This is a genomic window from Acinetobacter sp. 1294243 (genome assembly GCF_000588015.1).
Lineage (GTDB): Bacteria > Pseudomonadota > Gammaproteobacteria > Pseudomonadales > Moraxellaceae > Acinetobacter > Acinetobacter pittii.
The window spans coordinates 279505-302635 of record NZ_JFXG01000001.1 but is presented as its reverse complement, the minus strand read 5'-3'; the positions used below and the strand labels follow the sequence as shown (position 1 = coordinate 302635).

Sequence of the window (23131 nt, the reverse complement as noted above, 5' to 3'; positions counted from 1 at the left end):
AAAATTATTTACATTTCAATTCTTTTTGACGTTCTTTAATCGCGTCAAGACGTTGTTGCTCTTTGTCAGAAAATTTTGGTTTTGTCGTATGACAGTTTTCATTACCATATTTTTCTTTAGCATCAGGATCTTTAAAACAAAAGCCTTTTGACGCATAAATCAAATTGTAATCATCTTGCAATTTTTGACATTCTTGCTCAGGTGTTGCAGCTTGTACGCCAAAACTAGCAATGCTCACCATGCCAGTAAAGACTGCAACCATAAATTTATTCATGAGCTTTTCCTCAGTTAAAGGTATGAACCTGTACTCAATATAAGGTTTCTTACCAATATTTCAATGACTATTAATTACTCAAGTGTCATTTTGGTTTGAATTTTGGGCAAAAAATTAATAAAATCTTTATATATCAATGTTTTAAAAATAAACAATAAAAACAAAAACTTAACTAAATTTTTTATATATCTTTCCATAACTTAACTACTATCTAATACCTTGTAATTGCTCATAATGAATGAAATAGGGGACTTGCTTCTATTAAATAAAAAATCAAAAAGTTCGTAGAAAAGCCATATTTATGACTCATCTTTTGCTGAAAAGACAGTTTTAGTTTGAATTTTGGTCAATGGGAAAGAAAGATATTAATGCCATGATCAAAGAACAAAGCGTGATAATTATCACATTTTGTATTTTAGGATTTGGTGGAATTCACTAGGCCCATTTATTTTAGACGGAAATGGGCTTCTCTTATTGAAACACAGATAAAATTATTTTCGACTTTTATTTAAGATTAAAATTCACCTGAAAGATACATTGATTTTACATATTTAAAGTCTTATTATATGGCCCATAATTGCTGCGTTTGATAGTTTTTGTTTTTATAGCCCATTTCTCCAAATGAAATGGGCTTTTTTTATTAAAGTTATTTCGAATCATTAAAATTTAGTATTTTATATTGAGGATAAGTTCGCTTTATATTTGGATTTTGTGACATAGTACAAATGTTGCTTTCATAATTGCCCTGATAGTTACTTTATAGCATCAGACCCTTACATATAGTAATAGTATATCCATCATACTTCCTTAAAGGATCTAGTCATTCGTTAAGACTAAATATTAAAGGAATAGGTGATGCCACAATTTTTACTAATTGCTGAAAGAGTTTATAAAAATTTTGAAGAGCAAAAGCTTTTCTCAGAGGATATGATCGAGCATTTGAATAGCTTAGTTAGTATTATTCGACTAGAGATAAAAGACACTTCATATAAACTAAAATATAACTTTATTGATTTTGAAGAATGTTTAAATAAGCCTGCAAAGGAATGTACAGTTAAACTCGATATCAGCTTAATGCCAACTTATAAGAATAAAAGTGAGTACATTATGTGGTTGGCAAGTTTTATCGAAAAAATTACTCTAGGTGGTAGGGAAAAGTTTCCACCGCTTACAAATAGTTTACTACCGAGCTGTATAGTGACTAATCCTTATGTAACAAAACTGGAGCAGGCCAAGGCCTCTTCTGAAAAAAGTGCACAGATGATTGTAAATTACTTTAAATCATCCGATTATAAAAAAGTTAATAAAGTGCCTTCATGGTGAAAATAATAATTTTCTATTAAAACAATAATATTATTGGTAAATGCACTGTTATAGGAGGGTTTATTCCACCCAACCGAATAAAAGCAATAGGTGGAATCATGACCTTATTCTTAAATTTGCGTTGATCGTTCGGTGAGCCATTTTGCTAGTTGTGGCCAGAACTCCAGCGCACTTGCCTGACTCGACATGAGGCCCAAATGACCGCCAGGTATGAGAGTAAACGTAACATCTTGGCTACTGGTTAACTGACTTAATGGTTGAGCTGCATCAGCGGTAACCAGTTGATCACTACGACCTGCGCCCACTAAGAGAGAGCAGTCGATATTTTTTAATTCGATTTTTTTATCTTTTAACTGAATAAAGCCGCGCTTCAATGGATTTTGCAACCAAACATTGAACAACATGTCCTGATTAATTCCACCTGGGTAATCAATCATATTATTTAAAAAGCTACTTAGAGTGGCATGCTCTTGTACGAACTGAAGATCATTAAGGTTTTTAAGTAATTGAATATGACCATCGAACCAGCCTTTAGGGTCGAGAATTTTGAAACCTAAAGAATTTAAAATTCCTGGGCTATGAATCAGACGTTTTGGCAATCCAGAATAAATACGGTCTTGAATTTTTTTATTGTGACCAATCGTGTTGTTTATGGCTCGGGAGAGTTTTCCAATATAACCAGAAGCATAACTGTCTATTGGACTACCAAGAACAATAAGATTTTTAACATAATTTGGATGATTATGCGCTGTATATAAAGTGACGAATATCCCTGCCATACTCCATCCGTGAAGCGAGATTTGTTCACTTCTGGAGTGTGTTCTGACAAGTTGTATGGCTTTAGGAATGAAATCTTCAATAAATGATAAAAAGTTAAGATGTCTGTCCTTAAACTTTAAACGGCCCCAATCTACCAAATAGACATCAAAACCAGCATTTTGGAAGTATTTAATAAGAGAACGATAAGGATATAAATCATATATCGCCATATTAATAGCGAGTGGTGCAACGAATACTAAAGGTTCTTTAAATTGTTTTTGAGTAGCTGCGTAATAACGAATACGGGTTTGATTGAATTCACCAATCACTTCAAACGGAGTGCTTTGTGACAATACTAATGTCTGTGGGTGAAATAGTCGGGTAGAGAGGTGCTTGATTTGACTTTGTTCAGAGACAAGGGACTTTAAGCGTTTCATCTTGCTTTTACCAACTATTTACTAAAGTTGAATAAAGTCTAAGCGATAATTTTAAGGTTTACCTTGACCTTAAATACCCTAGACACTCAAAATGATGATAGTTTTTTAGTACATGACCAGTAAAGGCGAACATTTAATGCACCAGTCTGATGATTTAGAATACCAACTTGATACTTTAGCCATTCGTACCGGACATACTCGTAGTTTTGAAGGGGAACATGGCGAACCGATTTTTTTGACTTCATCATTTGTATATGAAAATGCGGCTGAAGCTGCAGCAAAATTTTCTGGTCAGGTTCAAGGAAATATCTATTCTCGTTTTACTAATCCGACTGTATCGATGTTCGAAAAACGTTTAGCAGCTTTAGACGGTGCTGAACGAGCTGTAGCGACGAGCTCTGGAATGGGCGCAATCTTGTCAGTTGCTATGGCATATCTAAAAGCGGGTGATCATGTTATTTGCTCAAGAGCAGTTTTTGGTTCAGTTGTTGCCTTATTTGAAAAATATATTGCCAAGTTTGGTGTAGACATTACATTTGTTGATTTATGTGATTTAGACGAATGGAAAAATGCTGTACGTCCTGAAACCAAACTTTTCTTTGTTGAGTCACCGTCTAACCCTTTAGCTGAGATTGCAGATATACAAGCACTAGCAGATATCGCCCATGCGAATGGCGCATTACTTGCGGTTGATAACAGTTTCTGTACACCTGTTTTGCAGCAACCACTCAAGTTTGGTGCGGATCTTGTGATTTACTCTGCGACTAAATACCTAGATGGGCAAGGCCGTGCATTAGGCGGTGCTGTTGTTGGCAATCATCAGTTGTTAGAAGAAGTTTTTGGTGTTGTTCGTACGCTTGGACCATCAATGAGCCCATTTAATGCATGGGTTTTCTTAAAAGGTCTAGAAACTTTACGTTTACGTATGAAAGCACACTGTGAGAGTGCTCAAATTCTTGCAGAATGGTTATCTACTCATGAAAAGGTAGAGAAGGTTTACTACGCTGGTTTACCAGCTCATGACGGTCATGAACTTGCTGCTAAACAGCAAAATGGCTTTGGCGGTATTGTATCGTTCGTTGTTAAAGGCGAGCGTGAAGGTGCGTGGAAGGTTATTGATAATACTAAGTTTATCTCGATTACAGGTAATCTAGGTGATGTGAAATCGACGATTACCCATCCAGCAACCACAACTCATGGCAAACTTTCTGTTGAAGCAAAAGAAGCAGCTGGTATTCAAGAAGGTCTAATTCGTGTTTCTGTTGGTCTAGAAGATATTAATGATATTATTGGCGATATCTCGCGTGGGTTAGATTTAATCTAATTAAGTTATGTTTGTTATGAAAAAGCCACATAGATTTTAATGTGGCTTTTTTGTTACTTATAAACAACAATAGCAATAAAAAGTCTACGTTTTGTTATAAATCAGTCTAAAATTTCAACGTATAAAAGTTCTAAATTTAATAAAAATAACAAAGAGAGTCTTTAGTCATGCTTAAACCAATAATTATTTTAGTTACGATAGGGGCAATTGGTCTGGTTGGATATAGAGTATTTGCCCAAAAAGATGAACCAACACAGATGAGTGAAACTGTATTATTAATTAATGATGCAAACAAATCTGTTCAAGATGCTGATCTTTCAATAGAAAAAGCCAATACTTCGTTCAAGAAAGTTCCCTTAAGTGAATATAAAACAAACAATAAAAGTCTACAGGCTGCCCAGTAACTTTTCTAAATTTTACTTTTTTCTACTCATCAAAAGTTTTTTATATAAAAGCTTTATAGTGGATTGACCATAGAAAATAGTTTCATAGATACCAATAGAAAACATTGATTTATTGTGTCAGAATTACGGATTAATTTTGATTTAAACGTACTAACCTCAATGATCTTGATGATCTATAGGGGGAGTAGAAAGAGTTTAAGTTTTGCAGTGTTATGTGACTATCAATAATACTTGAAATATTTGGTAGAGATACGGAGTTAGGTTTATGAATATCAATATGCTTATGCAGCAAGCGCAGCGCATGCAAAAAGATATGGAATCAAATATAAAAAAGGCTAAAGAAGAGCTTGCTCAAACTGAAGTACACGCTGAAGCGGGCGGTGGTTTAGTTAAAGTCACAATGACTGGCCGTTATATCGTAAAACGTATCGAAATTAATCCAGAATTACTTCAAGATGAACCAGACATGATTGAAGACTTAATTGCTGCTGCAGTAAATGATGCTGTGCGTCAAGCAGAAGTGATTTCTGAAGAAAAAATGCAAAAAGCAAATTCTGGTATGGGTTTACCACCTGGCTTAGCGGGCATGTTCTAAGGAAATTCAGTGTTTAGCGATAGATTTGAACAACTCGTTCAAGCTTTACGTATATTGCCAAGCGTTGGTCCGAAGTCGGCTCAACGTATGGCTTTACATCTTTTGATGAAAAATCGAGAAGGGGCATTTGCATTAGCGCATGCTTTACATGAGGCTTCAAGTTATATACATGAATGTAGTGTCTGCCATTCTCTGACTGAACATGAAATTTGTGATATTTGCGCCTCAACTGACAGAGATGATCAGTTATTGTGTGTGGTTGAATCACCAGCGGATGTGATGGCGATTGAGCAAAGCGGTAGCTTTCGTGGAAAATATCATGTTTTAGGTGGCCATCTTTCTCCATTAGATGGTATTGGTCCAGAAGAAATTGGTATTCCTTATCTCATTCAGCGTCTAAGCCAAGGTACTATTGAAGAAGTCATTTTGGCAACCAATGCTACTGTAGAAGGACAAGCGACAGCCCATTATTTGGTAGAGGCGACTAAACATTTACCAATACAAATGACGCGTATTGCTCAAGGTGTACCTCAGGGTGGTGAACTCGAATACGTAGATAGCCATACTTTAAGTCAGGCAGTGCATAACCGCATGAGAATGAAATAAGCATTCCGATGCTTATTTCATTAATGAATGTACTATCAATTTGATTAAATTTATTAATTAAATTCAGTTATTAAACATAAATATTATTCTGTCTTTTATTATTAAAGATAGTTTAAATAAAATATGAATATAAGAATGAAAAAGATCTTATAAATTTTAAATAAAGAACATTTGGAGATAAATTTAAAAAGTACAAATAAAAGATCAAAAAATTATCTATTTTCGAAAAATTGTTCAAAAATAGAGTATTCATAAAGGTTTAAGTGGCATTTTTCTGCTTCTATGTTATATATACCAGAGTTTAAAGCACTCTTTGCAATACTTGAGAAAGCATGTTTCAGTTTATCCAACAGCAAACCGAATTGGTTGATGTTCTTCAAAAAATGGATCAATGTTCAATATATGGACTTGATACAGAATTTATTAAGGTTGACACACTCTGGCCTAAACTTGGAGTATGCCAAGTCAATGTAAATGGTGATGTCTATCTGTTGGATGGTGTTTCATTAGATCTAAGTCAGTTTTGGAAAAAGATCTTCCTTGCACAGCAAAACATTTTTCATGCATGTGGAGAAGATATTGATTTAATCTATCATTATGCTGATCAAGAAGATTTGCTTAATGTGTTTGATACTCAAGTGGGTCTTTCTTTTTTAGGTCATGGCCTGCAGGTGAGTTACCAAGGTGCTTTAAAACTATGTCTTGATATTGATATTGAAAAAGATCAAACCAGATCTGATTGGTTAGCTAGACCTTTATCGCCTCAACAACTTTGTTATGCTGCTAATGATGTTTTGTATCTAATGAAGTTAGCTCATCATATTCAAGAGCAGCTTAAGCAGAAAGGGCTTTATAATTATGTTCTTGAGGACTGTAGTAGTCTAACTAAAGAAATCATTAGTGAAACCCCTAACGAATTACTATATACCGATGTGGGAAATTATCGTCACTCACGTCGTCAGCTAATGCAGCTACAAAATTTAAGTGAGTGGCGTGAATACATTGTAAAAGCAACGAATCAGCCACGTAGTTTTATTCTTAGAAACTCAACTATGATTGATATGGTTGAAAAGAACCCACGCAATAGCTTTCAACTGTCGCAAGTGAAAGATATTCGTCCAAATGTGGTTCGCGAGTACGGCAAAACGATTTTAGAACTTCTTAAAGATTTGCCAGTCGAAAGCAAATGGCCATCAAAGATTGCAAAACCATTTAAGATTACGTCTAAAGAGACTTTAAATAAAATGGATATGGTGCTTGCTCATGCAATAAATGAGACTTCTATTCCTAAAGAAGTGTTGTTGAGAAAAAAATGGTTAAACGCCATTCATCAACATGTTCTATGTCAAGGGGATGAACAGGATTTACCTGACTATCTATTAGGATGGCGTTATGAGTTATTAACGCAACCATTAATCCAGTTGTTTCAAGAAGAAAAACAAAGTTTATCTATTTAAAATGCAATAAATAATTAGAAATTTAAAGGTTCATCATATGATGAGCCTTTTTAACTAAAGCATAATAATTCTGTTAAATTTTTAATTAATTATTAAAATGAGCTAATTATAATATCTAAGTATACAAAAAATAGATTTTCTGTAGTTTATCTAAATAATTATTTAGCCTGATAAAATTCATAAAATAATGTAATAAAGTAAATATAATTTGAAATTTCAATAATGAATTAAATTAACTTATATAATGAGAAAAATTCAATTGATTAAACATACAGGTCTGTATATTCTTGGATTTAAGAAAAACAACTTCAATTTATATAATATATAACTATAAGTTTGTTTCGGTGCAGAAATGAAAAGCCTACCCAATTGGGTAGGCTTTTTTATTTTTAATGATATGGCTTAGTTAAAGTAACTTAATTTTATGAAATTTAAAATGAGTATTAAAATCTACAGATATTATCTAAATGAATCAGCAAGTTTAGACACAACTTCTTCGGTTTTTTGAAAAGCATTTTCCAATGACTCTATGTGCCTTTGATCTCCAAACTCTTGATACTCAGAAGTAATTTCATAAGTTTTTTCTACGCCTAAATATTTGCTCAGTGTACGAATGTGGGGTACAAGATGACTCATATCATGCCGAATCCCATCTTTCTCAAACCCAAATTCACCGCTGGAAGTGATAATAATTAAAATTTTTCCAGCTAAAAGAGGTTGTAAGGGAAAGTCTCCACGAGCTAGGTCAAAATCAAAGGTTTTATTAATACGAATAATTTGATCAAACCATGCTTTCAGTTGAGCAGGCATGCCGTAATTGTACATAGGTGAAGAAATTACAAGAATATCTGAGCTCGAAACTTCTGCTATTAATTGATCTGATATAGATAAAACATCACATTGAGCTTGAGTTCTTTTATCTTTAGATGTGAATACAGCATCAATCCAATTTTGATTAATAAAGGGTGGTGGATTCATTCCTACATCACGATAGATATACTCATCTATAGGCAATTGTTGTTTCCAAGAGTTGATCAAACGACTGGCAATATTTTTTGAAATAGAATTATGATTTGGATTAGCGTTAATTGCAGCTCTGACACTAGCATCTATATGTAATATTTTACTCATCATTAATTCCAGAAAGGTTAGGATTTAATTTATTTTGAGTTTTAAAACATAAGTAGACAAACGAGAAAATTACAATTATAGATGATTTTAGTTCATCTATAATTGTAAATGGGGAGGAGACATGCAAGTTTCTTTGCAAGCACTTAAAGCATTTGAATCAGCCGCTCGATTGGGTAGTTTTAAATTGGCTGCTGAAGAACTCTCGCTTACACCGACTGCAATTTCACATCATGTTGCGAATCTAGAAAGCAGATTAAATGTTGATTTATTTCATCGACAGGTAAGGAAAATAAGGCTTACAACGACAGGGCAAAGACTTGCTGCAGCAATTTCTGAGGGGTTTCGTAAGATTGAAGATGCACTAGATGAAATAAAAGTAAATGGAAACGTAGTGAGAGTCGCTAGTACGTCTTCACTAGCTGCAATGCTGCTAATTCCTTCAATAAATGAATTTTATCAATTGTACCCCGATATCTCTGTTGAGTTTTCTACAGGTGAAACTTTAGATAATCACTTATATACATTACCTATTCGATATGGCGACGTATCTTTGGTCCAGTCTCAAGATATCGTTAAATATGAGTCTTTTAATGTATTTGGTTCATCCAAACTTGATCTGCTTAAATGTTCTAGTGAACCAATAACTTTATTTACGACAGAATGGAAAAATAAGGCATTACCAAGCCCACCACTAGAGGCTTGGCTTGAGGAAAATGAATGGAAACAAGATAGGGTGACGATTAAGAAATTTGATCAGGAAATTTTTGGGATACACGAGGCTTTATCTGCCAATGGATTAGTATTTTGCTCTACTACACTTTCCCAAAGGTTTGTTAAGGCAAATCTTTTACGGGAGTTTGAAACTAAAGCTGTTCAATCAAAGCTGTGTTACTACATTCCAAATAAGGAGGATCTTAAAAATAGAAATGCCAGAAAATTTATCGAATGGGTGGAAAGTTTATTCAATCAATAAACCTATATCTCTGATTGCTTTTAACTACACAACACTAAAACTTATATAGCGTTTTTATGATATAAAATTAGATAAATTAATAATTAGAGAGATAAATATGCTTAACAACTTTAATGCTGAACAAGCTCGTCAAAATGCTAAAAACTTTAAAATAAATCAAGACGTCTTATTGGAAAAAATTTTAACAGGTACTGAGTCTGAATCTAAGGAGGGGAAACGAAAAGCAACTTTCTGGTTTCCTGTGGATGCTATAAGTCCTGATCATCTTACAGTGGTTGAAGAGGAGCTTAGAAGCAGAGGTTTTAATGTCTCAACTGATATTGAGCACTCCGGTACCACGATCACAATTGAAATAAGCTTCTAATGAATGATATTTTTAACTAAACCACTCTTAAAAAGGAGTGGTTTTTTATTGCATGATTTATTGTGATCTAAAGGAAGTTAAATATAAATTTATTTACAATTAAATTTATATTAATCAGGATATTATTTGACAGGTTCTATCTTGTTCTGTAGCTTTGCTTTTTAAGTGGAATATGGATATGAACTTCCAAACAATACTTTTATCTTTCAAAAATCAATCTACTGGTACAGATGCATTTAAAGACTTAAAAAATGCATGTGAGCAGTCTCTTAAAGAATCTCAAGATACAAAAGAAAAAGCAGCAGTTTACCTAATCTACGGTTTCGCACGTAGTTATGTAATCTTATATGAAGATGAAGCTGTAACGACCGAATTTGCCCATACTTCTAAAACCCAACTCATCGCTTATATGGAAAGTCTTAATGAGGCTTTATTAAGTCAAGATGATAGCGCTATTTTGAGTGCCTTAAATCAAGTAAGCGATGACTATATAAAAAGCTCTCGCGTCTTCTAGAAAAAAATTAACATGTCCTTAAATAAAAAATACTTCTTTAGTTTGGGCTAAAGAAGTATTTATTTTTATATATTAATGGGACTTTTTCTTACCGCCACCATCTTGTTTGTTGACGGTAGACCATGCAATTCGTTCGGCTTCTTCTTGAGAATGGCCTCTATCTACTTCACTCTCAATAATATGTTTGGCCTGACGTTTTTGCTTTGCTGTATAAGCAGTTTTATCACCACGAGGCATAAGTTCATCCTCCATATCTATGAACAAGATACTTATTATTGAAACATATCTCGCTATTAAACGAGTTAAGTAACATCTGGTGATGTGTAGTGAAGTAGTTAAAAGTTTTACTCAAGTGTGTATTCTTAAATAGGTGAAAAAGAAATTTATTATTTTGATAGCTTAAGTATAAGTCTTGCAAGAACACTATTATCAAATCTTTGATGATGAATACTTTTTTTAAAATCCAAGAACTGCTTTTATTTTAATATTTAAAATCAAAAACTTATATGATTTTGTAAAATCTAGCTCCTGTTTAGAACAAAGTTATTATCGACCTTAATCAATGTTGTAGGTTAATATTTCTCAAGAATTAAAAAAACGACTGATGCGTAAACAAACCTGCGTGTGTGTGTCGTTTTTTTTCATGTATGCTGTCCTTAGTTCAAGAGTTGATTTGAAATGCACTGTGATATTTATAGATCGAGCAAAAAAGATGAAATGTACATGTATATTGCTCGTCCAAACTATCCTGACAATACGGAACAAGCTGATCCGTTTGAAAATGTTCCTGAAGCTGTTTTACAAGCGTTTGGTCGTGCAACGTTTGTCATGCATTTAGAGTTGGCTCCAACACGTAAATTGGCGCGTGTTAATGTTTTACATGTTTTAGACTCATTACAAACAAAAGGTTTCTTTATTCAGATGCCGCCAGAAGGGTTAATTAACCCGAATGCAGTTGAACCAGAGGGCTTACGTGGTGCGTGAAGATCAAACTGGAATAATGAATCAATTATTCTCTTTTTTGGATGTTATTCCTGAAGGTGTTATTGCTTTAACAGCTTATGGAATAGGCGCTATTATTGCTTTGTGGTGTTGGTGGCGATTAATGCGCCGTCTTCCTACCACCTTTGGTGCAATTAGCTGGCTGATTGTATTTGCTATTTTAGTTACACCAACAGTGTCTGAAGGACCGAATGCATCTGTAGCACCTGCTATTTTTGGACTCCTTTTTGGTGTTTTAACCAAAGACAGCCCTCTAATTTGGTCAAATTTATCTTTAATTCTGTTTGTAGTTGGTTTAGGTTTGGTGATTGGATATTGTTGGTCAAAATATTCAACAAACAAAAGCATGCGTTCCATCTAACCATTGAAATAGAAAAATAAGGTCTTTAAATGTCTGCTGATACCCAACATTTTACCGGTACAGATCAATATATCGCGACTGATAGTCTTAAACTTGCTGTAAAAGCAGCTCGTGCTTTGCAAAAGCCTTTACTGATTAAGGGTGAACCGGGCACGGGTAAAACTTTACTTGCTGAACAAGTATCACAAAGTTTAGGTTTAAAACTGATTACTTGGCATATCAAATCTACAACTAAAGCGCAGCAAGGGTTGTATGAATATGATGCAGTTTCTCGTTTAAGAGACAGCCAGTTAGGTGATGACCGAGTTTACGATATTAAGAACTACATTAAACCTGGTAAATTGTGGGAAGCTTTTACCAGTGAAGAGCGTTGCGTATTATTAATTGATGAAATTGATAAGGCCGATATCGAGTTTCCAAATGACTTGTTGCATGAACTCGATAAAATGTCTTTTTATGTTTATGAAACGAATGAAACAATTACGGCAACGCAACGCCCAATTGTAATTATTACTTCAAATAATGAAAAAGAATTGCCAGATGCTTTCTTGCGTCGTTGCTTCTTCCACTATATTGAGTTTCCAGATGAAGCTACAATGCGAGAAATCATTGCGGTTCATTTCCCAAATATCTCTGCAACACTAGTAAACGAAGCTTTACAGGTTTTCTTTAAACTACGTGAAATTCCTAATTTGAAGAAACCACCATCAACCTCTGAGTTAATTGATTGGTTAAGCTTGCTCATGGCAGATGATATGCCTGAAGATGTATTACGTAATCGAGATACCTCTAAAGCTATTCCACCTTTATATGGTGCTCTCATCAAAAACGAGCAAGATGTACAACTTCTCGAACGCTTGGCTTTCATGTCTCGACGTTAAGGGAGGGAGTAACCCATGTTTGTGCGGTTATTTTACACCTTACGTAAATATGGTGTTCCAGTTACCACTCGTGAACTCATTGATCTAAACCGTGCGGTGAGTGAAGGTTTGGTTTTTGCCGACCAAGAAGAGTTCTATCAGCTTGCTAAAACTATTTTAGTTAAAGATGAGCGATTTTTTGATAAGTTTGATCGTGCCATGAAAGATTACTTTGATGGCATTGAAACTTTTGATATCGATGAGTTGCTTAAGCAAGTTCATAAATTACCAAAAGACTGGTTCGATTTAGAACTTCTCGAAAAGCATTTAACACCAGAGCAAAGAGCTGAACTTCAAAAAGCAGGTTCTTTAGAAGAACTGATGAAAATGCTAGAAGAGCGTTTACGCGAACAGCATAAGAAACACCAAGGTGGTAACCGTATGGTTGGCACAGGTGGAACTTCACCTTTTGGAGCTTTTGGTGACCATCCAGAAGGCGTCAGAATTGGTGGGCCAGGGCGTAAACGTTCGGCGGTTAAAGTCTGGGAACAGCGGAAATACCAAAATCTAGATGATGACCAAGTTCTTGGAACTCGTCAGATGCAAATTGCGTTACGACGTTTACGCAAATTTGCTCGCCAAGGCGCAGCTGAAGAGTTAGACGTTGATGGAACTATTCGAGAAACAGCCAAACAAGGTATTCTTGATGTTCAAATGGTGCCAGAGCGTCGTAATCGAATAAAAGTACTCATGTTGTTTGATGTGGGTGGTTCGATGGATGCGCACATTGCCCAGTGTGAAAAACTCTTTAGTGCTGCTAAAAGTGAGTTTAAGACACTCGAATACTTCTATTTCCATAATTGTCTCTATGACTATGTCTGGAAAGATAACTACCGCAGAACAGCCACCCGTATGAATACATGGGATCTATTTCACACCTATGGACGCGACTATCGTGTAATTGTAGTGGGCGATGCCAGTATGGCACCGTATGAGTTGAAATCGGTAAGTGGCTCGGTTGAATATATGAATGATGAAACAGGGGAGGTTTGGTTACGTCGCCTACGTCAACATTTTGATAAAACAGCATGGTTAAACCCTGAAACTGAAGGGTATTGGCATTACACTCAAACCATTGGTTGGATTAAAGAGATTTTTGAAAACCATATGTATCCAATGACCCTAAAAGGTATTGAGGATCTGACGCGTTACCTTTCTCGATAAACTTGATAACTTTAATAATTTAAAAAGAGGGATGATATGCAACATCAAATTAATGGTATTGCTTTGCCAAATGAACAGGGATTTTTTGGTGAATATGGAGGCCAATTTATTCCTCCGCATTTAAAAGAAGCAATGGATGAAATTAATGTTGCTTATGAAGAAATTCGCCATACACCAGAATTTCAAAATGAATTAGCAGATCTCTTTGCAAATTATGTCGGCCGTCCAAGTCCTTTATTTCATGCAAAACGCCTTTCAGAACAGTTAGGTGGCGCACAAATTTATTTAAAGCGTGAAGACTTAAATCATACCGGTGCCCACAAAATTAACCACTGTTTAGGTGAGGCCCTACTTGCTAAGTATATGGGCAAAAAGAAAGTCATTGCCGAGACGGGTGCGGGTCAGCATGGGGTGGCTTTAGCAACGGCTTGTGCTTTAGTTGGTATTCCATGCGAAATCCACATGGGGCAAGTTGATATTGAAAAAGAACATCCAAATGTGGTCAAAATGAAAATTTTGGGCGCTCATTTGGTGTCAGTAACTCGCGGTACAGCAACCTTAAAAGATGCTGTAGATAGCGCGTTTGAAGAATATTTAAAAGATCCTAAAAATTTTATTTATGCGATTGGTTCTGTGGTTGGACCCCATCCATTTCCTAAAATGGTTCGAGATTTTCAATCAATTATTGGTAAGGAAATTAAAGAGCAGACGCATCAACGATTTGGAAAAAATCCGAATTATGTTGTCGCATGTGTCGGTGGCGGTTCAAATGCAATCGGTGCGTTTACAGCTTTTTTAAATGATTCAGATGTGAAACTTGTAGGAGTTGAACCTGCTGGGCATGGGCTAGATACAAATATGCATTCGGCAACCCTAACATTAGGTAAACCCAGCCAAATTCATGGTATGGCATGTTATGTTCTTGAAAATGAGGCTGGTGAACCTTTACCTGTGCATTCTATCGCTTCAGGATTGGACTATCCTGGTGTTGGGCCACAACATAGTTTCTTAAAAGATTTAGGCCGTGTGGAATATAGCACTGCAACTGACCAAGAATGTTTAGATGCGTTTATGACCTTATCACGAGTTGAAGGTATTGTTCCTGCGCTTGAAAGCTCACATGCTGTCGCATGGGCAATACGTGAAGCGCCAAAACTGCCGAAAGAAACCATGATCGTGGTGAATCTGTCGGGTCGTGGCGATAAAGATTCTGATTATGTGGCAGAAAAACTTAAGCTTTAAACTAAATATACTTAAAGAGCGGCCCATTTTGAAAGGCCGCTTTTTTATTTTATAGACTAAATTTCACCCTACTTAAAAGTTCATTATTTCTTAATTAAAACAAAGTATTTTGTTTTTGAGCCATGACTGTTCGAGATAGATATGTAAAACACTGGTTCACAAGGCAAAGCGTTGCTTTGCATTACCTCACTCAGTAGAATAGTCACTTTGCAAAATTTGCCTTTGGAGACGCCTAAGTGGAGCGACCGACGATTAGCCCTGAACATTTACAGGAAGCTGCTGAAAATTTATCAACAATTCGAGATTTTATTCGTTTTGGGGTGTCAGCATTACGTCAATATGATGCACATTTAGGACAAGGTACTGAAGATTATTTCGCAGAAAGCTCTGCATTAGTTTTACAAACCTTATCTCTTGAATGGTCAGCAGATTCAGAGATTTTAGATGCGAAGCTTTTACCAAGTGAAAAAGCAGAATTCTTAAGCTTGTTGGAACGCCGTATTAATGAGCGTATTCCGACTTCTTATTTATTAAATTTAGCCTATTTCTTTAATAAGCCATTTTATGTGGATGAGCGCGTACTTATTCCTCGCTCACCAATTGCAGAGTTAATTGAGCAACGTTTTGCGCCATATTGTTTAGATGAAAATGGTCAAATGCGTGAAGCACTTAACAACCTGCCAGAAAATGCAAAACCTAAAACTCCACAACGTATTTTAGATATGTGTACAGGTTCTGGTTGTATTGCTGTAGCTTTGGCTTATGCATATCCAGATGCTGAAGTAGATGCAACGGATATCTCTAAAGAAGCCTTGGAAGTAGCATCGATTAATGTTGAACACCATAATAAACAATATCAAGTTGCTTTACTTGAATCTGATTTATTTGCCAAGATTCCAGCTGAAAACCAGTACGATTTAATTGTAAGTAACCCTCCATATGTTGATGCCGAAGATATGGCTGACTTACCGGAAGAGTTTTTACACGAACCTGAGCTTGCATTGGCAGCAGGCCAAGATGGTTTAGACCTCGTGCGTAAAATGCTTGCTCAAGCGGCAGATTATTTAACTGAAGATGGTTTAATTGTTATTGAAGTGGGTAACTCTGAATGGGCTATGCGTCAGAACTTCAATACGATTGATTTCAACTGGCTTACTTTCCAAAAAGGTGGTTCTGGCATTTTTGCTTTAACCGCAGAACAATGTCGTCGTTATAGAAAACTATTTGAACAGCAACAAGCATAAGGAGTTGTACATATGGCAGGGAACAGTATTGGACAACTCTTTCGTGTAACGACATGTGGCGAGTCTCATGGCGTTGGCTTAATGGCAATTGTTGATGGCGTGCCACCTGGTCTTGAGTTAACTGAAGACGATCTACAAAAAGATCTGGACCGCCGTAAGCCGGGAACTTCGAAATTTGCGACTCAGCGTAAAGAACCTGATCAGGTTGAAATTATTTCTGGTGTGTTTGAGGGCAAAACTACTGGTACGCCAATTGGTTTACTCATTCGTAATACTGACCAAAAATCGAAAGATTACGGCAATATTGCTCAGACTTTTAGACCGGGTCATGCGGACTACACCTATACACAAAAGTATGGTTTCCGTGATTACCGTGGTGGCGGTCGTTCGAGTGCACGTGAAACTGCTATGCGTGTTGCAGCGGGTGCTATTGCTAAAAAATATTTAGCAGAAAAATTTGGTGTATTGATTCGCGGTCATGTCACACAAATTGGTAATGAAGTTGCTGAAAAACTGGATTGGAATGAAGTTCCAAATAATCCATTTTTCTGTGGTGATGTAGATGCTGTTCCTCGTTTTGAAGCATTGGTTACGTCTTTACGTGAACAAGGTACAAGCTGCGGGGCTAAGCTAGAAATTTTAGCTGAAAAAGTTCCTGTAGGCTGGGGGGAACCTGTTTTTGATCGCCTAGATGCTGACATTGCTCATGCCATGATGAGCATTAATGCGGTTAAAGGTGTCGAAATCGGGGATGGTTTCGCAGTTGCTGGGCAATTTGGTCATGAAACACGTGATGAGTTGACGAGTAATGGCTTCTTAGCGAACCATGCAGGCGGTATTTTAGGCGGTATTTCGAGTGGTCAGACCATTCGAGTTGCCATTGCATTAAAACCAACTGCAAGTATTACAACACCAGGTAAAACGATTAATTTAAGCCGTGAAGATACTGATGTATTGACTAAAGGCCGTCATGACCCATGTGTAGGTGTACGAGCAACTCCAATTGCAGAAGCAATGTTGGCTATTGTCCTAATGGATCACTTCCTACGCCATCGTGCACAAAATGCAGATGTTGTTCCACCGTTTGCACCAATTGAACCATAGTCATAATTCTGACTGTAGTAAATTAAGCCCCCATATTTAACTTAAACTTGGGGGCTTTAATTTTTTATCACATTGGGCTCTATTAAATTTTAAATTATTTCCTTGTCTTATAATCTCTATATAAATATAATACGCGCGATTTATTTCTGAATATATTTATCTGCTTAAGTAAGAAATTAAAGTCTTATTAATTTTATACTTGCTCATGATATTTATATCTTAAAGCTAATTTTATTCAAATTAGTTTTATATAAGTTTATTACATATTTAAATTTTATTACTTTAAACAAATAATTTTCAAAGTCATCATTGAAATTGGGGAAATATCAATGAATCAATGTACATATAGAATTGGCTGTATGTCAAAGGATAAACTATTGCCTAAAAACTTAGAGGCAATGATAAAAGTTATTCATGACTTATCTTTATCTTCTCAGCTATCTGAAAATTGGATATATAGTGATGATAATCCAGATATATATATTATTGATTTAGATAGCGGCTATACAAATATTCTTCTTCCTAAAAAAATTAAAATTGTATTAAGTAATAATCCTGAGCTTTTAAAAGGTTATCAATATGGATTAAAGAGGCCCTTAAGGTATCAGGAGCTTTTAAAAATTTTATTAGAAATTGAAAATAATGAATATTTTAAAAAATCTTATCGAGAACGTATAGAAAATATAACCGCTACAAATCCGTTTGAGACAAAAATTCTATATAAACTTGTTTGTTATCCAAACTTTAAAAATATTCATGCAGAGCAAATTGTTAATGTAACTAGAGTTTGTGCTTTATTATCTATTGAATCAAAGACAGTCCAAGAAATTAAAAAATTCTTGAACTTATCTGTAGATGAAATACAAAAAATTATAGAGATTATTAAAAAAGAGGCTTATCCGAACTATGAAACGATACATGAGAATATTGTCTCGATATTGCCGTTTTCAAATGAAGTTGTTCAGACAACACCTCCAAGGATGGAGCAAAACTTATTGCTCTATTTTATAAATAAACTTTGGAAGAAGTTAAAAGGAGAATTCTGATGAACTGGAATTTTTTAGATTAGAGTAGGTATGTTTTAATCTTAACTAAACCATTCTTAATTTAATATTAAGAACTAAACAACAATATCTAGTACATATTAAATCTAGATTACATTTTAGCTTTACCACGGATGGAAAAGCTAAATAGAGAATTCTTTCATTATTTTAATTCAAAAAAATAATATTAAAAGCAAATAATGTAATCACTAGCCAAAAGTTATCCTCAATAGTTATTTTCCATTTTAAGTCAAATCTACAATTTGTTCTTCATTTACAGCAATCTTATATTGATTACGTCCATTGGTTTTTGCTTTATATAATGCATGATCTGCTCGTGCAACAAAAGCAGAAATAGAATCGTTTAGACGTGGAATTGTGGTCGCAACGCCTACACTAATAGTGACATGTGGTGAAACATCACTACATGGGTGTTTAATCGCAATTTTATTAATCGCATTCATTAAACGTTCGACTTGTATCAAAGCTTGCTGAGAATTTGTCATTGGAAATAGTAGTAAAAACTCTTCACCACCATAACGAGCAACTAAATCTCCACTACGAGCAGCAATAGAAGAAATAGCAATAGCGATTTCTTTTAAACATTCATCACCTTTGAGATGTCCTAGCGTATCATTGTAGGTTTTAAAATAATCGATATCGACCATCATAATAGTGAGTGGGGTTTCATGTCGTAATGCACGGCGCCATTCATTATCCAAGGTTTCATCTAGATAACGTCGATTGGCTAAACCAGTAAGTGCATCTTGCTGAGAAAGTAAGGATAACTGCTGCGCTTGTTGCATGAGCTCAATGCGGTTCAGCTCAATCATACAGTTTTGTAAATAGTTTTCTCGATGTTGACGGTCCGTTGCATAGGCGAGGGTCATTCCCAAAAAACTACTAAAAGTGTAAGTTCGGTTTAAGAACGTCCAGTCGATCACACCATTTAAGTAGTTACTTACTAAAATTCCAACTAGTCCTCCCATCCATCCAGCAAATATGGCTGTATAGAAGCGCATACCAACAGCACCATAAATAATAACGATTGCATACATCATCGCAGCATGAAAAAGAACATTATCTTGTCCATTCTCAATAACGTTAATTAAAATAAAAGTAATTGCTACCGCTAAAGCCGAGCCAACTCCTACATAATAATCAAAATACTGATTTAATTTTTTAATAAATGATAAAATCCAAGCGATAAGAACAATTACACCAACCCAAGAATAATAGCTAAACCAGGATAAAACTTGTTCACTTGGTAAAACTTGATATATACCAAAGCTTAAAAATATATATAATATTAAAATAATAGGCGCTCTATAGCGGAACTCATAGGCAGCACCGTTTTGGTATTGAAAACGATAAATCGTTTCAAGCTGCTTTGGAAACCATACAAAGTTTAGTCCTCGTGTGGTTAATAAATCTATTTGTTCCTGTCCCAATATATTGGAACCCTGCAACTTCATAATTAATGCTCTCTATATTGGAAGTTGTCATAAAATGAGACTTATTTTAAGTAAAGTTCCATCTAAAAATATTGATTATATAATGTGTGGTTTATTCAAAATAATAATACAGATTTTTTAAAAAAGTAATGATTTTTATCTATGTTAAATGTGATAAAAATCACGACATTTCAATGATTAGCCTAATAATTATCTAAAGTTCTCCAATTCATCGAAAAAAGTTACAAATGGTCGATTAACGATTGTATCTTTATCATTTTCGGATAGACTTATAGCGTGAAATACAGATGATTGCTGTCATATAAATAGGAAAATTAGCAATGACTGCTCTAAATCAATATGGAATGAATTTAGAAATTACGCCGCATAATGGATGGTCACAACGGTTCTGGGACGACCTGTTACCAGCTAAAGAACGGGTGAGTAAACATCCGTTTTTTACGGAAATGGCCAATGGGGGATTGAGCCTAGATAGTTTCCGTTATGCTCTACTTAATTTCTATCCATTAGTCGCCCATTTCCCGTCATATATGGCTGGAGCATTGGGGAAAGCGACTGGGTTTTCTGAACCGGGAGTTACTGAAGCGCGAGATTGGTTAATTCAAAATATTAAGGTAGAAGAGCGACACTTAAAATGGTATCGCGATTGGGCTGGAGGTTTTGGCTTAACAGTTGAAGAACTTGATCATGTACGACCACCCGCTGCTATGAATGCTGTAAACCATTTTCTATGGAATATGAGTCATCGAGGCAATTTGGCAGAATGTCTGGCTGCAACAAATTTGGCGATTGAATGGGCAACTGGAGATTGGTCTATTCAGGTGTATAAAGGTATTCATACCTATACTAATCATCCTGAAGTCACGATTGATAAACGTTCTTTAGCTTGGTTGCGCGCGCATGCACATTACGATGATCTTCATCCATATGAAGCTATGGAGTTGATTAAACGCTTATGTAATGACCGTCCTGACTGGCAGCAAAAAGCATTTCATGCTGCAGAAGAAGGGCTGCGGTATTATGAATTAGCTTTGGACGACTGCTATAGAGTACAGCTTCAAGCCTCTGCTTGATCTAGCCTTGAAAAGGGAGAATATCGTATGGATATTCTCCCTTTTATTTTATTCGAGCAACTTTACGAGTTTAGTTCGATAAGGTGTTTCTTCGGGTAATAATTCAAGTAAACGTTCAACAGCATCTACACGGTCTGGTACACGACTGACTACGCGTAATAATTGATCAATATCTTCAATTTGATAAATTACATGGCTCAAACGAGCATCAAAACAATCTCTCCATGCGCATAAAAAAGGACTTTCTGATTTAGCTAAGAAACTTCCTCTATAGAGTGTAAGCGTAGTTGATGTGAAGCCAAGGTTTAAGGCTTGCTCGGCCATTAAAAAATCACATTGAATTTCGCAGTTAAGTCTATATGGTCGTGACTCGATAACGTCGGGTATTAAGTTTCTGAGTTGAGAAAGTTCTGCTTTTAAAGTGGTAGTACTTACAGGCCGATCACCATATAAAGCATAATGAAGTTCTTCAAGATTAATCCCTTCGGGACAAAGGGTTAGAATGCACAGAATCTCAATTTGACGTTGAGTCAATGTAAGGCTGTGTTGGTTATATTGAACTTTAGGAGTGCCGAAGGCTTTAATATATAAGATATTTTTCTGATGAAGCTGAATTGCTTGTTTAACAATGTCAGCACAACGCTCTACTGCTAAAACTCCAAGTGAATTATGTTTTTGATATTTGGTCGATAAATTCATAATTCCATAAAACTGACCTGTATTCGCATCGGTAATCGGTGCTGCATAACAGACCCAGTCTCTGACACTATTCATTTGGTTTTCATGTGAGTAAACACAGCTTGCAGAATGTGTATTTAATGCTAAACCAATGGCATTTTGACCTACTGCCTGAGTAGACCACTGGCCACCTTCGACAAAGTGTACTTGCTCTGCCGATGAGCGCATAGGGTGACTACTCCATGTCCAAAGTAGAGTACCATGAGGATCAGTCACACCAATGGCCATATCGGCATCTTCGGCAATATGCATTAAGTTGCGATGGCACTCGTGAATCGAACGACCAAATAATGAATGTTCCCATTCCTCACCCAGATCAAACAAAGGCGCTGCCTCAAGGTCAAGTGATGGTTTTTTCCCTAATTGTTTAGAATGAGATGAGGATCCCGGCCGAAATAAGGACGGGGTAGTATCTATTAAAGGCGATGATAATTGTTCTGACATATCCATATCGAAATTCCTTTATCATTGAAATGGCGTATCCGTAGCCGCTCAATAGTTATAACTTTCTTATTGTGACTATTTCCTAGTTATCTCCTTACCTTAAATAATTTCATAAGGCTTGACCATTATCCTATTGGATAAGTTTTGTTAATTGCCTAATCATTAAGATAAGACATCTTGTCGGCTAAAAGGCTTTGGCACTTCTTCTCCGAAATATTGTCGATCAGCAAAATAGCTAGAACGAACCATAGGTCCACTCCAAATATTTTTAAAACCTAATCGCTTACCGTGTCGGGTATATCGTTCAAATTCTTGTAAATTTACAAACCGATGAATAGGCGCATGTGATTTTGAAGGCTGAAGATATTGACCAATCGTGACAAGATCGACTTGATAGTCTTTTAAATCGTTGAGTAGGGCAAGCACTTCAGCCTCTATTTCTCCTAATCCAACCATCAGGCCAGACTTGGTTTTGATATCGGGACAATATGCTTTAAAGCGTTTAAGTAACTCTAGTGAATGTTGATAATCTGAACCGGGGCGCATCGCTTTATATAAACGAGGAACGGTCTCAATATTATGATTAAACACATCGGGAGGCGATAAGCTCAAAGTCGAAAGCGCCGTCTCTAAACGACCACGAAAATCTGGTACTAAAATCTCAATCAATGTTTCTGGACAACGTTTCCTAATTTCTTCAATACACTTTACAAAATGTGCAGCGCCGCCATCATGCAGATCATCACGGTCTACAGAGGTAATCACGACATACTTTAAATTTAGATTTTTGACTGTTTCTGCAAGATGCTTAGGTTCATCTTCATCTAGCGGTTTTGGACGACCATGAGCGACATCACAAAATGGGCAGCGACGAGTACAAATATCGCCCATAATCATAAATGTTGCCGTACCTCCACCAAAACATTCCGGTAAATTTGGACACGCCGCTTCTTCGCAAACACTGTGTAACTTCTGTTGGCGTAGCAAATTTTTTATGCGGTTAATTTCTTCAAAATCGGTTATTTTGGCTCTAATCCAGTCAGGTTTAGTCGGTAACTCTTCTGTAGGTAAAATTTTAATCGGAATGCGAGCAACTTTATCCGCTCCTCTTAATTTAATACCAGTTTCTATTTGCCTTTTTAAGTCCATATATAAAATTC

At 35.7% G+C, this 23131-nt stretch carries 25 protein-coding genes; 18 read left to right on the top strand and 7 right to left on the bottom strand.

Annotation, left to right across the window (positions count from 1 at the left end; genetic code table 11):
* Positions 1-4: 4 nt before the first annotated feature.
* The gene (locus tag J655_RS06330; protein ID WP_014206654.1) at positions 5-274 is read right to left on the bottom strand and encodes a YARHG domain-containing protein; all 270 of its coding nucleotides are present in this window, start codon (positions 272-274) and stop codon (positions 5-7) included.
* Positions 275-1129: 855 nt separating this feature from the next.
* Here J655_RS06330 and J655_RS06325 point away from each other — a divergent pair.
* Positions 1130-1597 (top strand): hypothetical protein, encoded by a 468-nt coding sequence (locus J655_RS06325; RefSeq protein WP_032006128.1) that lies wholly within the window; start codon positions 1130-1132, stop codon positions 1595-1597.
* Between the two features lie 110 nt (positions 1598-1707).
* On the opposite strand, the gene J655_RS06320 is transcribed toward J655_RS06325, so the two are convergent.
* Entirely contained in the window at positions 1708-2793 is a 1086-nt protein-coding gene (locus tag J655_RS06320; RefSeq protein ID WP_032006130.1) for an alpha/beta fold hydrolase, read from the bottom strand.
* Positions 2794-2929: 136 nt separating this feature from the next.
* On the opposite strand from J655_RS06320, the gene J655_RS06315 reads away from it, so the two are divergent.
* From J655_RS06315 to J655_RS06295, 5 genes are all read left to right on the top strand, one after another.
* Entirely contained in the window at positions 2930-4117 is a 1188-nt protein-coding gene (locus tag J655_RS06315) for an O-succinylhomoserine sulfhydrylase (protein WP_032006131.1), read from the top strand.
* A 167-nt stretch (positions 4118-4284) separates the two neighbouring features.
* A complete protein-coding gene (locus tag J655_RS06310; protein ID WP_032006132.1) occupies positions 4285-4521 on the top strand; it encodes a hypothetical protein in 237 nt (78 codons plus the stop codon).
* Between the two features lie 265 nt (positions 4522-4786).
* The gene (locus tag J655_RS06305) at positions 4787-5116 is read left to right on the top strand and encodes a YbaB/EbfC family nucleoid-associated protein (protein WP_002113538.1); all 330 of its coding nucleotides are present in this window, start codon (positions 4787-4789) and stop codon (positions 5114-5116) included.
* A gap of 9 nt (positions 5117-5125) precedes the next feature.
* Positions 5126-5722: a recombination mediator RecR gene (gene recR, locus J655_RS06300; RefSeq protein WP_002113756.1), complete on the top strand. Its 597-nt coding sequence runs from the start codon at positions 5126-5128 to the stop codon at positions 5720-5722.
* A 332-nt stretch (positions 5723-6054) separates the two neighbouring features.
* Positions 6055-7179 (top strand): ribonuclease D, encoded by a 1125-nt coding sequence (locus J655_RS06295; RefSeq protein ID WP_002113905.1) that lies wholly within the window; start codon positions 6055-6057, stop codon positions 7177-7179.
* Positions 7180-7638: 459 nt separating this feature from the next.
* Here J655_RS06295 and J655_RS06290 read toward each other — a convergent pair whose 3' ends face one another.
* On the bottom strand, positions 7639-8313 hold the full coding sequence (locus tag J655_RS06290; RefSeq protein WP_080973572.1) for an FMN-dependent NADH-azoreductase: 675 nt from the start codon (positions 8311-8313) through the stop codon (positions 7639-7641).
* Between the two features lie 118 nt (positions 8314-8431).
* On the opposite strand from J655_RS06290, the gene J655_RS06285 reads away from it, so the two are divergent.
* From J655_RS06285 to J655_RS06275, 3 genes are all read left to right on the top strand, one after another.
* Positions 8432-9283, top strand: coding sequence for a LysR family transcriptional regulator (locus J655_RS06285; RefSeq protein WP_032006136.1), 852 nt, complete (start codon positions 8432-8434; stop codon positions 9281-9283).
* A gap of 97 nt (positions 9284-9380) precedes the next feature.
* Positions 9381-9647 (top strand): hypothetical protein, encoded by a 267-nt coding sequence (locus J655_RS06280; RefSeq protein ID WP_032006138.1) that lies wholly within the window; start codon positions 9381-9383, stop codon positions 9645-9647.
* Between the two features lie 178 nt (positions 9648-9825).
* Entirely contained in the window at positions 9826-10161 is a 336-nt protein-coding gene (locus J655_RS06275; RefSeq protein WP_019767826.1) for a hypothetical protein, read from the top strand.
* Between the two features lie 72 nt (positions 10162-10233).
* Here J655_RS06275 and J655_RS24315 read toward each other — a convergent pair whose 3' ends face one another.
* Positions 10234-10398 (bottom strand): hypothetical protein, encoded by a 165-nt coding sequence (locus tag J655_RS24315; RefSeq protein WP_032006139.1) that lies wholly within the window; start codon positions 10396-10398, stop codon positions 10234-10236.
* Between the two features lie 441 nt (positions 10399-10839).
* Between J655_RS24315 and J655_RS06265 the strand changes: the two genes are divergently transcribed.
* From J655_RS06265 to J655_RS06230, 8 genes are all read left to right on the top strand, one after another.
* Positions 10840-11145 (top strand): YcgL domain-containing protein, encoded by a 306-nt coding sequence (locus tag J655_RS06265; protein ID WP_005069366.1) that lies wholly within the window; start codon positions 10840-10842, stop codon positions 11143-11145.
* Positions 11138-11524: a hypothetical protein gene (locus J655_RS06260; RefSeq protein ID WP_002113949.1), complete on the top strand. Its 387-nt coding sequence runs from the start codon at positions 11138-11140 to the stop codon at positions 11522-11524. Before J655_RS06265 ends, J655_RS06260 begins: the two co-directional genes overlap by 8 nt.
* Positions 11525-11553: 29 nt before the next feature.
* Entirely contained in the window at positions 11554-12405 is an 852-nt protein-coding gene (locus J655_RS06255; protein WP_032006141.1) for an AAA family ATPase, read from the top strand.
* A 15-nt stretch (positions 12406-12420) separates the two neighbouring features.
* A complete protein-coding gene (locus J655_RS06250; protein WP_032052159.1) occupies positions 12421-13608 on the top strand; it encodes a vWA domain-containing protein in 1188 nt (395 codons plus the stop codon).
* 36 nt (positions 13609-13644) lie between these two features.
* Positions 13645-14850: a tryptophan synthase subunit beta gene (gene trpB / locus J655_RS06245; protein WP_001164640.1), complete on the top strand. Its 1206-nt coding sequence runs from the start codon at positions 13645-13647 to the stop codon at positions 14848-14850.
* 236 nt (positions 14851-15086) lie between these two features.
* The gene (prmB, locus tag J655_RS06240) at positions 15087-16094 is read left to right on the top strand and encodes a 50S ribosomal protein L3 N(5)-glutamine methyltransferase (RefSeq protein WP_032006142.1); all 1008 of its coding nucleotides are present in this window, start codon (positions 15087-15089) and stop codon (positions 16092-16094) included.
* 12 nt (positions 16095-16106) lie between these two features.
* The gene (gene aroC / locus J655_RS06235; protein WP_032006143.1) at positions 16107-17198 is read left to right on the top strand and encodes a chorismate synthase; all 1092 of its coding nucleotides are present in this window, start codon (positions 16107-16109) and stop codon (positions 17196-17198) included.
* A gap of 329 nt (positions 17199-17527) precedes the next feature.
* Positions 17528-18244 carry a hypothetical protein gene (locus J655_RS06230; protein WP_032006144.1) on the top strand — a complete coding sequence of 239 codons (717 nt, stop codon included), beginning with the start codon at positions 17528-17530 and terminating at the stop codon, positions 18242-18244.
* Between the two features lie 242 nt (positions 18245-18486).
* On the opposite strand, the gene J655_RS06225 is transcribed toward J655_RS06230, so the two are convergent.
* Positions 18487-19716: a GGDEF domain-containing protein gene (locus tag J655_RS06225; protein ID WP_032006145.1), complete on the bottom strand. Its 1230-nt coding sequence runs from the start codon at positions 19714-19716 to the stop codon at positions 18487-18489.
* A 320-nt stretch (positions 19717-20036) separates the two neighbouring features.
* Between J655_RS06225 and J655_RS06220 the strand changes: the two genes are divergently transcribed.
* A complete protein-coding gene (locus J655_RS06220; protein WP_002113940.1) occupies positions 20037-20789 on the top strand; it encodes a TenA family transcriptional regulator in 753 nt (250 codons plus the stop codon).
* 48 nt (positions 20790-20837) lie between these two features.
* Here J655_RS06220 and J655_RS06215 read toward each other — a convergent pair whose 3' ends face one another.
* Positions 20838-21977: a hypothetical protein gene (locus tag J655_RS06215; RefSeq protein ID WP_032052158.1), complete on the bottom strand. Its 1140-nt coding sequence runs from the start codon at positions 21975-21977 to the stop codon at positions 20838-20840.
* 156 nt (positions 21978-22133) lie between these two features.
* On the bottom strand, positions 22134-23120 hold the full coding sequence (gene lipA / locus J655_RS06210; protein WP_002113898.1) for a lipoyl synthase: 987 nt from the start codon (positions 23118-23120) through the stop codon (positions 22134-22136).
* Positions 23121-23131: the final 11 nt, after the last annotated feature.

What these genes read in the sequence shown, in the direction of transcription:
- J655_RS06330 (WP_014206654.1), bottom strand. Translation starts at nt 274, where the DNA reads ATGAATAAATTTATGGTTGCAGTCTTTACTGGCATGGTGAGCATTGCT.
- J655_RS06325 (WP_032006128.1), top strand. Translation starts at nt 1,130, where the DNA reads ATGCCACAATTTTTACTAATTGCTGAAAGAGTTTATAAAAATTTTGAA.
- J655_RS06320 (WP_032006130.1), bottom strand. Translation starts at nt 2,793, where the DNA reads ATGAAACGCTTAAAGTCCCTTGTCTCTGAACAAAGTCAAATCAAGCAC.
- J655_RS06315 (WP_032006131.1), top strand. Translation starts at nt 2,930, where the DNA reads ATGCACCAGTCTGATGATTTAGAATACCAACTTGATACTTTAGCCATT.
- J655_RS06310 (WP_032006132.1), top strand. Translation starts at nt 4,285, where the DNA reads ATGCTTAAACCAATAATTATTTTAGTTACGATAGGGGCAATTGGTCTG.
- J655_RS06305 (WP_002113538.1), top strand. Translation starts at nt 4,787, where the DNA reads ATGAATATCAATATGCTTATGCAGCAAGCGCAGCGCATGCAAAAAGAT.
- J655_RS06295 (WP_002113905.1), top strand. Translation starts at nt 6,055, where the DNA reads ATGTTTCAGTTTATCCAACAGCAAACCGAATTGGTTGATGTTCTTCAA.
- J655_RS06290 (WP_080973572.1), bottom strand. Translation starts at nt 8,313, where the DNA reads ATGATGAGTAAAATATTACATATAGATGCTAGTGTCAGAGCTGCAATT.
- J655_RS06285 (WP_032006136.1), top strand. Translation starts at nt 8,432, where the DNA reads ATGCAAGTTTCTTTGCAAGCACTTAAAGCATTTGAATCAGCCGCTCGA.
- J655_RS06280 (WP_032006138.1), top strand. Translation starts at nt 9,381, where the DNA reads ATGCTTAACAACTTTAATGCTGAACAAGCTCGTCAAAATGCTAAAAAC.
- J655_RS06275 (WP_019767826.1), top strand. Translation starts at nt 9,826, where the DNA reads ATGAACTTCCAAACAATACTTTTATCTTTCAAAAATCAATCTACTGGT.
- J655_RS24315 (WP_032006139.1), bottom strand. Translation starts at nt 10,398, where the DNA reads ATGCCTCGTGGTGATAAAACTGCTTATACAGCAAAGCAAAAACGTCAG.
- J655_RS06265 (WP_005069366.1), top strand. Translation starts at nt 10,840, where the DNA reads ATGCACTGTGATATTTATAGATCGAGCAAAAAAGATGAAATGTACATG.
- J655_RS06255 (WP_032006141.1), top strand. Translation starts at nt 11,554, where the DNA reads ATGTCTGCTGATACCCAACATTTTACCGGTACAGATCAATATATCGCG.
- J655_RS06250 (WP_032052159.1), top strand. Translation starts at nt 12,421, where the DNA reads ATGTTTGTGCGGTTATTTTACACCTTACGTAAATATGGTGTTCCAGTT.
- trpB (WP_001164640.1), top strand. Translation starts at nt 13,645, where the DNA reads ATGCAACATCAAATTAATGGTATTGCTTTGCCAAATGAACAGGGATTT.
- aroC (WP_032006143.1), top strand. Translation starts at nt 16,107, where the DNA reads ATGGCAGGGAACAGTATTGGACAACTCTTTCGTGTAACGACATGTGGC.
- J655_RS06230 (WP_032006144.1), top strand. Translation starts at nt 17,528, where the DNA reads ATGAATCAATGTACATATAGAATTGGCTGTATGTCAAAGGATAAACTA.
- J655_RS06225 (WP_032006145.1), bottom strand. Translation starts at nt 19,716, where the DNA reads ATGAAGTTGCAGGGTTCCAATATATTGGGACAGGAACAAATAGATTTA.
- J655_RS06220 (WP_002113940.1), top strand. Translation starts at nt 20,037, where the DNA reads ATGACTGCTCTAAATCAATATGGAATGAATTTAGAAATTACGCCGCAT.
- J655_RS06215 (WP_032052158.1), bottom strand. Translation starts at nt 21,977, where the DNA reads ATGGATATGTCAGAACAATTATCATCGCCTTTAATAGATACTACCCCG.
- lipA (WP_002113898.1), bottom strand. Translation starts at nt 23,120, where the DNA reads ATGGACTTAAAAAGGCAAATAGAAACTGGTATTAAATTAAGAGGAGCG.